Raw genomic sequence first — 13,840 nt, 5'->3', positions numbered from 1 at the left:
CTTTCCATTCTAAAATCTTGCGTGCTCAACTACTGTCTTGGCAATTAACGCACTATAATACTTGGATCCTATTGGTGTTGGATGTGTTTTATCCTGATATAGCCAATGAGGATGCTTTTTAACTTTGCCATACCAATTAATCACTGTTAAATTATGATAGCGCTTTTCTGCACTTGACAACAAGTTATTGACTTGATCTTGCCAAGGTTTACTTGGTACATAGGTATTTAGCCAAAAAACCTCTCTTTTTGACCCTAGCTTTTTCATTATCTGATCTAAATCTGTCATTGAAAATGGCCCATTAGTTCCTAAGCCAATTAAAACATTATTAGCTAACGCATGCTGCGCTGCATATTGATCAATTAGGCCAAAAGCTACATTCAATTGCCGCGAAACAGCGGCATCTACTATTGCCTTAGGCATTAAGGCAGTCAAAGTATCACTTGAACCAGCCATTACTGAATCACCAATCGCCGTCAACTGTACTTTGTGAGCTAGTTGAAGATCAATTTGAGAGATACCATACTTTTTGTAGTCTGAATTAACTGGGTGCTTTTTAGCTGCTCGAACTGCTCTATTAATTAGTTTAGTCCTTTGTTGTGGGTTTTTCTTGGCTTTTTTAAATTTAGCAATTAAAATTTGGTTATTTTTTTCTTGTTGTTTACGATTAGTACTAATTCGCTGTGCTAATTGCGACTTGTTAAAATTCTCGGCTTTAACAGTTGGCGAAACAATAATTGCAGCACTTCCAACCAAAAAGACCAGGCTAACAACAATTGCTTGGCACTTAAGCAAATAATTATTAGTTGTCCCGTCAAATAACTGCCGCCAATAGTTTTTAGTCTTAGTCCAAGTAACTTTACCCAATGGTTTTTCAATCATGCGGTACGACAACTCGCTTAACAGCAAGATAATGGCGATTTCTAATATCCGGTAAAATAATACATGATCAGCCATATTCGTAACTTTATCTTCCAAAAAAATCATTACCGGAAATTGATAGAGATAAATACCATAACTACGCGACCCAATCCAATTAAAAACCGGATTAGTTAACCAAGCATTCCAATGACTTCCGGGGTGTGCAACTACGCCAACTAAAAGCACTGTTAAAATTGTAAATAATACCATCCCACCATAATAGGGAAAACTAGTTTCCGGATTCATTTGCGGACTAAAGAATAAAACTACCATTCCAGCTAATGCCACAAAACCAGTAATATCCAGTATATAGGCATCAGAGTGAGCAACCTGATCTTTTAGACTTGCAGTCGGCCAAACTGCAGCCAAAGCTGCCCCAAATCCTAAAGAAAAGAACCGCGTATCCGTTCCGTAATATAAGCGGTTAATATCAACGCCACCATGGTACATAACAGCCATTTCAATTGCGGATGCAAGCGATAAACCACATAATAGCCAAAAAATATTTTTGCGCTTTTTACAAAATTTTACTAACAGAAAAATGACCAGTGGCCACAACAAATAAAACTGACCATTGATTGACATTGTCCATAAATGGGTAAACGGTGATTCATTAGCTGCAAACCGTTCAAAGTAACTTTGACCATGCAAAATCTGCCAAAAATTATAAACATTTAATAAATTTGTAACTACAATCTGTAGCAGCTTAGCCAGTAAATTACGTTGAAATACAAAAATATAGGCAGCAGATAACCACAATACGGTAATTAATGGCGGATAAATCTTTTTTAAACGACCCCAATAAAATTTATGATTATCGTAAGAGCCCGTCATAAAGTACGAACTAAGCATATGGTCAGTTACCAAATACCCAGTTAATACAAAAAAGATCGGTACTCCAAGATAACCGCCCCCAAAAGTATTAGGATCTAAGTGATATAAAATCACACCAATAACTGCCAATGCTCTAAGTCCAGAATATCCTGTAATAAACCGATTTTTTGTCATATTTTCAAACTTTTCTATTTTATTATTTTAATTAACAATCACTATTGGACGAACTCAAAATTAAAGTCACCAATAAATACATCATCGCCATCTTCAGCTCCAGCAGCCCGCAAGGCATCATCAACACCCAAATTCTTCAATTTTCGTGCTAAACGCATTACACCATCATGGTAATCAAGGTTAGTGCGCTCAACTAACCGTTGTAAACTATCACCTTTAATTTCAAAGACATGATCCTCAAGTTTTTCAATCGTGAATTCATTCTTCTTAGGTGCAGTGAATTTGTATTCTTTAGTTTCATGAATCTGCTGTGGTACTTCTTCAGCCTGCTTCTTTTCAACCTGTTCAACCATAGTTGCTGTATCCTGCATTAGCCGATCAACACCTTGATGAGCGACACTAGAAATCGCATATACAGGCTCATTAATACCAGCTGCTTGTAAATCTTGCTTGAATTCAGCCAATTTTGCTTCTGCATCCGGAATATCGATTTGCGAAGCCACAATTATCTCCTGCTTTTGCTTGAGACTATCATCATAAGTAAGTAATTCTTTACGAATTGCCTGATAATCTGCCATTGCATTACGGCCATTATTAGGATCCATTGATACTAAGTGCAGGATAACTTTTGTCCGCTCAATGTGCCGCAAAAATTGAATACCCAGACCCACGCCTTGACTTGCACCTTCAATTAATCCGGGTAAATCAGCCATTGAAAAGTCACGACCGTCAGGCAAAATAACCATCCCCAAATTAGGAGTTAGCGTAGTAAATGAATATGCTGCAATCTTGGGCTTAGCCTTAGTTACTACTGATAATAACGTTGATTTACCAACTGATGGAAAACCCACCAGACCAACATCAGCTAATACCTTTAACTCAAGGCGCAGTACCCGGTCTTCACCGGGTTCACCATTTTCAGCAATTTCTGGTGCTGTATTCACACTAGTTGCAAAATGAATATTACCGCGACCGCCGCGACCACCATGGGCAACTACCAGTTCTTGCTTATTTTCAGTTAAGTCACCAATTTCTTCATCAGTTTCAAAATCATAAACGGTTGTACCAATTGGCACTCTTAAATATAAATCTTTAGCACCACGACCATATTGTGACTTAATCCGCCCATTTTCGCCGGGTTCAGCTTTAAACTTACGCCGATACCGAAAGTCCATTAAGGTTCTTAATCCGCTATCTGCAACAAAAATAATGCTGCCGCCACGACCGCCGTCACCGCCAGCTGGACCGCCATTTGGAACGTACTTTTCATGGCGGAAAGCAACCATGCCGTCGCCGCCTTTACCGGCTTGAACTTCAATCTTAGTTTGATCGACAAATGTTGGCATGTCTATTATCCCTCCGTCTTTTTTAACTCTAATACAATACTATAACATAATAATCAAATTATCACTGGAAAAAGTTAAACATTACAAAGTTAATTTAACCGTTTGCGCCTGCGGTAATGTCAACCCAGCAGATCGTAATTCATCAATTGAAGCTTCTTTAATTTTTTTCAATGAACCAAACTGCCGTAGCAATTTGTTTCTACTTTTAGGGCCAATTCCTTTAATTGAATCCAATTTGCTTGATAACGCATTTTTTGCATGCGTCCTGCGGTGAAACGTAATCGCAAACCGGTGCACTTCATCTTGAATTCGTGTCATCAAATAAAAGCCCTGTGATTTAGGATCTAATGGTATTAGCTTTAATGGTACGCCATTAATGGGATCACCAAATAACAAGTGATTCGTTCTGTGCTTATCATCTTTCACCATTCCAGCAACTGGAATATTGAGATCTAACTCATTACGTAAAACATCCTCACAGGCATCGACTTGAATTTGCCCACCATCCATTAGAATTAAATCTGGCATCTTTTGGTGTTCCCGCAACAGTCGACCATAGCGCCGCCGAACAACTTCACGTGTATTACGGACTTCATCACCACCATTTTGGTGTTCAATCTCACCTTTTAATTTGTACTTACGATATGAATTTTTATCAGGTTCACCATCTTTAAAGACCACCAAAGCAGAAACCGGATCAGCTCCTTGAATATGTGAATGGTCAAAACTCTCAATTACGTGACCATACGGCAAGCCCAATGAAGTGAAAATTTCTTTTTGTGCACCCTTAGTCTTACGGTTGCCTAACTCTAGTAGTCTAAATTTATCATCTAATTTCAATTTAGCATTATCTTTTGCCATTTTGAGTAACGCCCGCTTTTGTCCTCTTTGCGGTGTCCTAACTGGTACCTTTAACACTTCTGCTAAGGCATCATTATCAATTCCCTTAGGTATCAAGACTTCTTTTGGCAAAACTCTGTTTCTTTGACCATAAAATTGGACAATAAACGAAGCAAAAGTATCTTCAGGATCACCTGTATCAGTGAGAGGATACATTCGAGTTTCACGTCGGAGTAACTTAGCCTGCCGCAAGAAAAAAATTTGAATTGAAATCCATGATTTGTCAACGTAAAAGTTAAAAATATCACGTTGCGTATTATCATTAGAAATAATTTTTTGCTTTTCAACGGTTTCTTCAATATATTTCAACTGATCGCGAATTTCTGCTGCCCGCTCAAACTCTAAATTTTGTGAAGCTATTAGCATTTTTTGATTCAAATCATGCTTAACCCAACCAATATCACCATTAAGAAAACTCTTAATTTTCTTAATTTGAGCATCATATTTTTCTGGAGACACGGTTTTAAAGCATGCACCTAAGCACTGACCCATATGATAGTAAAGACATGGCCGCCCCTGCTTACCAGGACAACGTCTTAAAGGAAAAACTTTTTGAATAAACTTCAAAGTTGCTTGAGCGGCATAAATATTAGGATATGGGCCAAAATAATAACCATTATCTCGGCGAACAATACTGGTCAGCTTAGTTTGCGGATCGCGTTCATTTGTAATCTCAATATACGGGTAACCTGTTCCTTGCTTTAATTGCACATTATAATAAGGCTGATACTTTTTAATTAACGTCACTTCAAGTAAAAAAGCTTCTTTATCCGTTGAAACCGTAACAATATCGTAATCACGTATTTCTCGGACTAATTCTGCACGACGACCAACTTGTTTACTTTTAAAATAAGAACGAACCCGATTTTTCAGATTTTTTGACTTACCAACATAAATAACCGTCCCGTTAATATCTTTCATTAAGTAACAACCCGGTTTTGCTGGTAATAGTTTCAATTTATTTTCAATCAGTTCCGTAGCCAAAAAATCACTCCCTCGAGAATTGTACTATTAAGTTTAACACAATTTGTTGCTAGTCGGTTTTTCCTAGGTTTTAGTCATTGTTAATTACTTTACATAATAATTATTATTTGAAGTAATTAACAATTTATACTAGCTCTTCTTAATAAATTTTATTATAATTATTACAATGAAAGGAAGATAATTATGGGCTTAACTTTTAAAAAACAAGATGACTTAGAAAAAATGTTTGATAAATTTGCAACGGTTCCAAAGGGCAAAAAGAAAAAGGTAATTAAAGATAAAAAGAAGACTGATAAATAAAAATGACTCTCAATTACGAGAGTCATCTTTATTTATTGTAGATGTTGTTCTATCCAATCTCCAAGTTCCTTAACGTGCAGTCGTTTAACAGAACTATAAGTCAAAACAGTAACATTTTCATTAGATAAATCAAGCGTCTTATTTAAATTAGCCAATGCCTTGTTAACTTGATTTTTCTTAACTTTATCAATCTTGGTACAAACAAGTAAAAGCGGTAAATTTAAATACTGCGCATAATTATACATTGCAATATCATCTTTAGTAGGTTCATGACGAGCATCAACTAAAATAATTAACCCCTTTAAATTAGCTCTAGTTTCAAGATAATCTTGAATCATTTCCCCGAACTTTGCACGTTGCGATTTTGACACACGAGCATAACCATAACCAGGAACATCAACTAAATAAAATGCTTGGTTAACAATATAAAAGTTTAAAGTTTGCGTTTTTCCTGGCTGCGATGAAGTTCTAGCAAGATTTTTACGGTTAAGCAAGGAATTAATCAAGCTCGATTTACCAACGTTAGAACGGCCAGCAAGCGCAATTTCAGGAAGATTATCTTGGGGATATTGATCTTCACGAACAGCACTAATCGCATAATCGCTACTTTTAATGATCATTAGCAGTTGCCTTAATCCCTTCACCCATTTTAGGTTTATCAACCTTCTGCCGGGTTATTTTCGGTTCAGAATTATGCGTTATTACATCCTTAGTAACTACAACCTCTTTAATGTCGGTTTCACTTGGTGTTTTGTACATAATACCCATCATCGAATTCTCAATAATCGTTCTTAAGCCACGTGCACCCATGTTTCGTTCAATTGCCATATCAGCAATTGCTTTTAACGCTCCTTCAGTAAATTTAAGTTTTACTTGATCAAGCGACAATAGCTTAGTATACTGCTTAACCAAAGCATTTTTAGGTTCCGTTAAAATGCGAATTAGATCTTTACTGCTTAGCTTGTCTAAAGTTGCAATAATCGGAATTCGACCGATAAATTCAGGAATTAGACCAAACTTAACTAAATCGCCAGTAGTCAAATGCTTAGTCCAAGTATCATCTTGTACTTGATTAAGTTCGTTTTCTGCACTAAAACCAATAACTTTTTTACCCAAACGATTTTTAACAATTTGTTCAATGCCATCAAATGCACCACCAACGATAAACAAAATATTAGTGGTATCAATCTGAATCATTTCTTGTTGCGGATGTTTACGACCGCCCTGCGGTGGAACAGAAGCAATCGTACCTTCCAAAATTTTTAAAAGTGACTGTTGTACACCTTCACCTGACACATCCCGTGTAATTGAAACATTTTCTGCCTTTTTAGAAATTTTATCAATTTCATCAATGTACACAATACCTCGCTCAGCCCGATCAATGTCATAATCAGCATTTTGCAATAATTTTAGCAAAATATTTTCAACATCTTCACCAACATATCCCGCTTCAGTTAAAGTTGTTGCGTCAGCAATTGCAAACGGCACATCCAAAATTCGTGCCAATGTTTGTGCTAAATATGTTTTTCCCGAACCAGTAGGTCCAATTAAGGCAATATTGGATTTTTGCAATTCCGTAGACGAGTCAACGTCCATTTGCGTAATTCGCTTATAATGATTGTATACAGCCACTGACAGAACTTTTTTTGCCCTTTCCTGACCAATTACATATTGATCAAGTTTCTTCTTAATTTCCATCGGTTTAGGCAAGTTCTGTGCTTTCTTCAACGAATCTGATTTTAATTCATCATCAATAATTTTTTTAGATAAATCAACGCATTCATTGCATATATACACACCGTTACCAGCAATCATCTTTTTAACCTGATCCTGTGTTTTACCACAAAAAGAGCATTTAATTTCTTCCTGATCAGTAAACTGTGTTGCCATACTATTCCTCCTAATATCTACAAGTCTAAGGGTAGCATAAATTTTAAAAAGTATCAGAACTATTTGCTTGTAGAACATAAAAAAGGGCGGTTGATCAACCACCCTTTTTTAGAAATAATTAATTATTTCTTATCAGACTTTTTTTCGTCTTCTTTTTCTTCTTTAATCTTGGATTTAGCAACTTGCTTTGCATTGTCAGCTACAAGATCGATGGCTTTACGAACATTGATATCATGTGAAAGCATTTCATCTGTCAAAGTACTACGAACAGTCTTTTCGTCCATGTTGTATTCACTTGCAAGATCCTTAACTTCTTTAGCAATTTCATCCTTAGATGCTTTAAGATCTTCTGCTTTAACAATTGCTTCCAAAACCAAGTTAGTCTTAACTCTTTCAGCTGCATCCTTGCTAAATTGAGCCCGTAATTGATCTTCTGTTGTATTAGTCAACTTGTAATAAGTATCTGGACTAATTCCTTGACGTTGCATATTTCCCAAGTATTGATTCATTTGGGTGGTAACATCTTCTTGAATCATTGCATCAGGAATGTCATCAATAGTTGCATTAGCTACAGCACCTTCGATTGCAGCTTGTTCAATCGCATCTTTAGCAGCAGTTTCCTTTTGCTCCTTCAAATTCTTCTTGATCTTTTCCTTCAAATCATCAAGGGTATCAACAGTATCGTCAACGTCCTTAGCAAATTCATCATCAAGCTTAGGCATTTGCTTTGACTTAACTTCATGAATCTTAGTAGCAAAATGAGCTTCTTTTCCAGCTAAATCTTTGGCACCGTAGTTTTCAGGGAAAGTAACAACGACATCAACGTCATCTCCTGCCTTGTGACCAATCAATTGGTCTTCAAAGCCAGGAATAAAGGTGTTAGAACCAAGCTCAAGTGAGTAGTCATCAGCAGAACCACCATCAAAAGCCTTATCGTCAATTGTACCCTTGTAGTCGATTGTTACAGTATCACCTTTAGCAGCTGCACCCTTCTTGAGAACAAGTTCAGCATTCTTTTCACGGTCTTTTTCAAGTTCAGCATCAATGTCCTTAGCATAAACCCGAGTGTTTTGTTTAGGTACTTCAATCCCCTTGTAGTCCCCCAATTTAACTTCAGGTTCAACAGAAACAATGGCCTTCATTGTCCAATCTTTGCCACTATCCATTGATACTGGTTGAATTTGCGGTTGACCTACTGCAGCAATGCCAGCTTCTTTAACAGCTGCTGAGTATGCATCAGGCAAAACAATATTTAAAGCATTCTCGTATAAAGCTTCTTCACCATAATATTGATCAAAAATAACACGAGAAACATGACCCTTTCTAAATCCAGGAACACGTAAACTATTCTTCACTCTCTTAAAAGCTTGATCTAAACCACGCTTAACTTCAGCTTGTGAAATATCAAAAGTAAGTTCACCGGCAGTTTTACCAGTCTTATTCCATTTTACAGACATTAATTAAATACCTCCAATGTCGAATTCGATCGCTTCTTTGCGTACTAAATTATCTTACATTAAACGCGCGCAAAAAACAAATTTAGGCAAAAAAAGATGTACTTCTATGAAGAAGTACATCTTTTTAAACTGTTTTTAAGAAACTAGTCAAGAATTTCAGTAACCTGACCAGCACCAACAGTACGACCACCTTCACGGATAGTGAACTTAGTACCCTTTTCAATGGCAGCTGGTTTGATTAAGTTAACAGTGAATTCTGTGTTATCACCAGGCATAACCATTTCAGTACCTTCTGGCAATTCAATTTCACCAGTAATATCAGTAGTGTGGAAATAGAATTGAGGACGGTAGTCTGAGAAGAATGGAGTATGACGTCCTCCTTCTTCCTTCTTCAAAACATAAACTTGACCCTTAAATTCTTTATGAGTTTGAATTGAACCAGGTGCGGCCAAAACTTGTCCACGAACAACTTGATCACGGTCAATACCACGAAGCAATACACCAACGTTATCACCGGCTTCACCTAAGTCCAAAGTTTTGTGGAACATTTCCAAACCAGTAACAACTGACTTAAGAACTTCTGGTACCAAACCAACGATTTCTACTTCGTCACCGATCTTGATAGTACCACGGTCAATACGACCTGAAGCAACAGTACCACGACCAGTAATAGTGAAGACATCTTCAACTGGCATTAAGAATGGCTTGTCAGTTTGACGTTCTGGAGTTGGAATGTATTCATCAACAGTGTCCATTAACTTCATAATAACGTCTTGTTGTTCCTTGTCACCTTGTAAAGCTTTCAAAGCTGAACCACGGATAACTGGAATATCATCACCTGGGTAATCGTATTCAGTTAACAAGTCACGAACTTCCATTTCAACTAAGTCGATCAATTCTGGATCATCAACTAAGTCAGTCTTGTTTAAGAAGACAACGATGTAGTTAACACCAACTTGACGAGCAAGTAAAATGTGTTCACGAGTTTGTGGCATAGGACCATCAGTTGCAGCAACAACCAAGATAGCACCATCCATTTGAGCAGCACCGGTAATCATGTTCTTGATGTAATCGGCGTGACCTGGAGCGTCCATGTGAGCGTAGTGACGATTTTCAGTTTCGTATTCTACGTGGGCGGTATTAATAGTAATACCACGTTCCTTTTCTTCTGGCGCAGCATCGATTTCTGAATAATCTTCAGCCTTTGCTAAGCCTTTTTCTGATAAAACTTTAGTAATAGCCGCAGTTAAAGTGGTCTTACCATGGTCAACGTGACCGATAGTACCAATGTTTACGTGTGGCTTCGTTCTAACGTAATGTTCTTTTTCTGCCATTAAAATGACCCTCCTGTAATTTTGCAAGAAGTCCGTTGAGTAAGTAACGGATAATTCTCTGTTGAATATTGTACTACTTTCATTGGCAAATGCCTAGTATTTTAATGCATAGAGCCATGCCTAATGAAAACGTCCTTTGCTATTATACTAAATACCTTCAAAAAGTAAAGTCTTTTTGCTTAAAATTATTTAGGTAATTTAGTATAAATCTGCTTAAACAGCTTATCGTGACCCCTACCATCATGTTTTTCAATGAATGAAGCAAGATCACTAGCGAAGCTGTCAGGCTCATCAACGTACTTAGTTAGTTTAGGATAAAGACTGCCCAAAATCAAGTTTACTTCACCCAAAATCGTTGGTAATTGACTAGGCCGATGATAGTATCGCGACCCAATTGCTGAAACAATCTCGCGATAAACGGTGCCTTTTTCTAATAATTCTGTTTCTTGCGGGACAAAATGTTCCACCTGATTCAAAACCAATACAGAAATATCTTCCTTAACACCCAAGCGAACTAAATCTTCACACAGAGCAATACGCACAGCAAAATTTAAGCTGGGATCAAGAAGTAAACTTTGTGCAAAATTAATAAAATTATGCAATTGCAACTTGAATAATTGCTCGTAATCATACTGCGTAACTTGCTTTTTTTGCTTAAACTCAGCCATAATTTTTTGCTGTTTTGCTTCAGTTTCTGGGGAAACAGCAACTATTACCTCAAGCTTACTCATATGCTGTAATTCAAGTGCTTCAATCACAAAATGATTAGCCTGCAAGATTTTGCTATACTCCGTGAAAATAGCTGATTCTGAAAAAAGATCTTGTTCTTCCTTAATCAGGGCATACGCCGCATAACTTTGGCCGGTTTTCAAATACAAATCACATAATTCAATAACCAGTTTAGTTGTCCGACCATTTCTTAGCGCTTCCTCCAAATATTGAATTGCCTGAGTTAAGTTACCACTAGCGGCTGCTTTTTGCGCTAAATTCAGCAAATTTTTCTGACTCACTGATGTCATAATTAATCTTTCTTAACTATTTTCTGCTTAGTCTTAACAACGTTAGTTGATTGATGAGCATGGTTATCTGCTCCGTTTTTATTATTACGCTTTTGCATTGCACGATGCCTGTTTTGGTTAACTTCCATCACAACAGGTAAAACAACTGGCCGCCGGTTAGTCTTCTTATATAAAAAGCGTTCAAGATCATTACGAACATCCTGCTTAATTTCGGTCCAATCAAATTTCTTATGGGCAAAATTATTATTGATGGTTTCTTTAATTAATTCAATACTGTCATGCATTAACTTGTGGTTAGCCTTGATATATACGAAACCACGGCTAGTAACTTGTGGCTGGGCAACAATCTTTTTCTTGCGGCGATCAATTGTCACAACTGCAATAAAAATCCCATCATCAGACAAGACCTCACGATCACGCAAAACAATATTACCAACATCCCCGATACCAGAACCGTCAATCATCGTATCCTCACCAGGAACTGGATCAGTTAAGTATAATTTTTTCTGTTTAAAATCATAATTCAAGCAGTCACCATTTTTGGTAATAAAGATATTTTCCTTCTTTAAGCCAACTTTAATTGCTAAATCCTTATGAACTTCCATCAACCGATATTCACCAATTACCGGAATTAAGAACTTGGGCTTTAAGGTATCAATCAGAAGCTGCAAATCTCTACCAGTTGCATGGCCACTAGTATGCTTAGCCTGTCCTAGTTGAATAACCGTACCACCAGCACGATAAACCAGATCACTAGTTTGAGCTAATGTAGTTTCAACAGCATGTGATGGTGTTGTCGAAATAAAAACAAGATCCCCTTGATGAATGGTAATCATACTATGACGATTTTGCGCCATTTTCTGCAATGAATTAAGAGGCTCACCCATTTGACCAGTTTCAAGAATAACCGTCTTATTGTCAGGGGTTGTTTTGAGATCCTTAACCCGCATTAATAAGTCCTTAGGCACCTTTAAATAACCTAATTCCATTGCTGTACGAGCAATCTTAGCAACATCACGACCCGTTAGCAGAACTCGTCTGCCAGTCTTATATGCGGCATTTAAGACCTCTTGCATTCTAATTAAATTAGATGCTTTGGCAGCAACAATTATGCGGCCTTCAGTATTTCTAAACACATTGGTAACATAATTGCCAATATCTTGTTCAGAAACATTCGGGAACGATGCTTCGGCATTGGAAGAATCACTCAAAAGTGCTAAAACACCCTTTTCAGATATTTCGGCAAGGCGATCCATGTCCGTATGGTAATTTGGCGCAGCTGAAGGATCAAATTTAAAATCACCTGTATAAACAACTTCACCAGCTGGTGTATGAACATCAATTCCAAGTGAATCTGGAATTGAGTGCGTTGTATGGAAGAACGAAATACTTGCGTTCTTAAAATCAATTTCTGTTTCTGCATCAATTACATGGAACAAACTATTTTTACACCGTTTATTTGTACGCTTAACTTTAATTTTAGCTAGCTCAACTGTTAGTTTCGAACCAAAAACCGGAATATCATACTTGCGCAAGATATACGGCAAAGCTCCAATTGAGTCTGCATGTCCGTGGGTCAAAAAAATCCCCACAACCTGATCGCCATATTGCTCGAAAAAATCAAGGTCTGGAATAACCAGATCGATTCCAAACAAAGAACTATCAGGATACTTAAGTCCCGCATCAAGGACAAAAATTTCATCATTGACTTGGACGGCGAACATATCTTTTCCTTGTTCACGCACGCCGCTCAAAATCATTATTTTAACTTGATCAGCCATTATATTTCCTTTTCTATTGCTATTCAATTGTCATTTTTATGGATCATTGTGTGATCACAACGTAAAAAGTATCTTTATTAATTTTAGCATAAAAGTGATTACGACCAAAATAAAAAAGTCAGTTCTTGACGAGCTGACTTTTTTATCATATTTGCAATTAACGACGTAAACCTAACTTCTTAATTAGTTCACGGTAACGATTAATATCGTTATCTTGTAAGTAACGAAGTAAGTTACGACGGTGACCAATCTTCTTCAGTAAACCAACGTAAGAATGGTGATCATGTGAGTGACTCTTCATGTGGTCAGTCAAGTTGTTGATATCTGTAGTCAAGATTGCAACTTGAACCTCAGTTGAGCCAGTATCGCCTTCGTGGGTTGCATACTTCTTAATGATTTCGTCTTTTTCAGCTTTTGAAATTGCCATAATATTTTTCACCTTTCACTAAAATAATTGCCGTTAACAACGTTAACCGTCAGGTGTGAGCGTGCAAACAGCGTTAACGGTTCACAACAATAGTATAATACAGATTATTTTTTTAAAAAGCAAGGATAAATTATCTTGCATCTGCAATTATTCTCCAGTATAATAATTAAGTAAAATTACGATTAATGGAGGTGAATCTCATGCCACAAATCAAATCAGCTATTAAGCGAGTTAAAACTCAAGATGCTGCAAGAAAGCGCAACGCCGCTCAAATGAACCAGTTAAGAACTGCTGTTAAGAAGTTCAAGACTGCTCAAGCAGCCGGTGCTGAAGACGCCTCCGAATTACACATTGCTGCTGCTCGTGCTTTGGACAAGGCTGCATCAAAGGGTCTTATTCACAAGAACAAGGCTAGCCGTGATAAGAGTCGTTTAGCTAAATTGGCTAAATAAGTTGGCTAATATTTTATTGAC

12 protein-coding genes are annotated in these 13,840 nt (G+C 37.1%); 2 read left to right on the top strand and 10 right to left on the bottom strand.

Going from position 1 to position 13,840, the window contains the following annotated elements:
* Positions 1–9 precede the first annotated feature (9 nt).
* The 3 genes from OZY43_RS03950 to uvrC all read right to left on the bottom strand — a co-directional run bounded on the left by OZY43_RS03950 (position 10) and on the right by uvrC (position 5,159).
* Positions 10–1,929 (bottom strand): acyltransferase family protein, encoded by a 1,920-nt coding sequence (locus OZY43_RS03950; protein ID WP_277166182.1) that lies wholly within the window; start codon positions 1,927–1,929, stop codon positions 10–12.
* A 41-nt stretch (positions 1,930–1,970) separates the two neighbouring features.
* Positions 1,971–3,275, bottom strand: a complete 1,305-nt coding sequence (obgE, locus tag OZY43_RS03945) for a GTPase ObgE (RefSeq protein ID WP_277166179.1) — start codon at positions 3,273–3,275, stop codon at positions 1,971–1,973.
* Between the two features lie 81 nt (positions 3,276–3,356).
* Positions 3,357–5,159: an excinuclease ABC subunit UvrC gene (gene uvrC / locus OZY43_RS03940; protein ID WP_277166176.1), complete on the bottom strand. Its 1,803-nt coding sequence runs from the start codon at positions 5,157–5,159 to the stop codon at positions 3,357–3,359.
* 183 nt (positions 5,160–5,342) lie between these two features.
* Between uvrC and OZY43_RS03935 the strand changes: the two genes are divergently transcribed.
* A complete protein-coding gene (locus OZY43_RS03935) occupies positions 5,343–5,459 on the top strand; it encodes an SPJ_0845 family protein (RefSeq protein ID WP_277166173.1) in 117 nt (38 codons plus the stop codon).
* 32 nt (positions 5,460–5,491) lie between these two features.
* Here OZY43_RS03935 and yihA read toward each other — a convergent pair whose 3' ends face one another.
* From yihA to rpsO, 7 genes are all read right to left on the bottom strand, one after another.
* The gene (gene yihA, locus OZY43_RS03930; protein WP_277166171.1) at positions 5,492–6,079 is read right to left on the bottom strand and encodes a ribosome biogenesis GTP-binding protein YihA/YsxC; all 588 of its coding nucleotides are present in this window, start codon (positions 6,077–6,079) and stop codon (positions 5,492–5,494) included.
* Positions 6,069–7,349, bottom strand: coding sequence for an ATP-dependent Clp protease ATP-binding subunit ClpX (gene clpX, locus OZY43_RS03925; RefSeq protein WP_277166168.1), 1,281 nt, complete (start codon positions 7,347–7,349; stop codon positions 6,069–6,071). The genes yihA and clpX overlap by 11 nt, the downstream gene beginning before the upstream one ends.
* 122 nt (positions 7,350–7,471) lie before the next feature.
* Positions 7,472–8,806, bottom strand: a complete 1,335-nt coding sequence (tig, locus tag OZY43_RS03920; protein WP_277166166.1) for a trigger factor — start codon at positions 8,804–8,806, stop codon at positions 7,472–7,474.
* Between the two features lie 143 nt (positions 8,807–8,949).
* Positions 8,950–10,140 (bottom strand): elongation factor Tu, encoded by a 1,191-nt coding sequence (gene tuf / locus OZY43_RS03915; RefSeq protein WP_277132654.1) that lies wholly within the window; start codon positions 10,138–10,140, stop codon positions 8,950–8,952.
* A 185-nt stretch (positions 10,141–10,325) separates the two neighbouring features.
* Positions 10,326–11,159, bottom strand: coding sequence for a tetratricopeptide repeat protein (locus OZY43_RS03910; protein WP_277166164.1), 834 nt, complete (start codon positions 11,157–11,159; stop codon positions 10,326–10,328).
* Between the two features lie 2 nt (positions 11,160–11,161).
* The gene (locus OZY43_RS03905) at positions 11,162–12,940 is read right to left on the bottom strand and encodes a ribonuclease J (protein WP_277166162.1); all 1,779 of its coding nucleotides are present in this window, start codon (positions 12,938–12,940) and stop codon (positions 11,162–11,164) included.
* Between the two features lie 157 nt (positions 12,941–13,097).
* Positions 13,098–13,367 (bottom strand): 30S ribosomal protein S15, encoded by a 270-nt coding sequence (gene rpsO / locus OZY43_RS03900; RefSeq protein ID WP_277166160.1) that lies wholly within the window; start codon positions 13,365–13,367, stop codon positions 13,098–13,100.
* A 200-nt stretch (positions 13,368–13,567) separates the two neighbouring features.
* Between rpsO and rpsT the strand changes: the two genes are divergently transcribed.
* Positions 13,568–13,819, top strand: a complete 252-nt coding sequence (gene rpsT / locus OZY43_RS03895; RefSeq protein ID WP_277129711.1) for a 30S ribosomal protein S20 — start codon at positions 13,568–13,570, stop codon at positions 13,817–13,819.
* Positions 13,820–13,840 lie beyond the last annotated feature (21 nt).

The sequence above is a fragment of the Lactobacillus sp. ESL0785 genome (genome assembly GCF_029395455.1).
Lineage (GTDB): Bacteria > Bacillota > Bacilli > Lactobacillales > Lactobacillaceae > Lactobacillus.
This window is presented reverse-complemented; position numbering and strand designations above follow the sequence as displayed.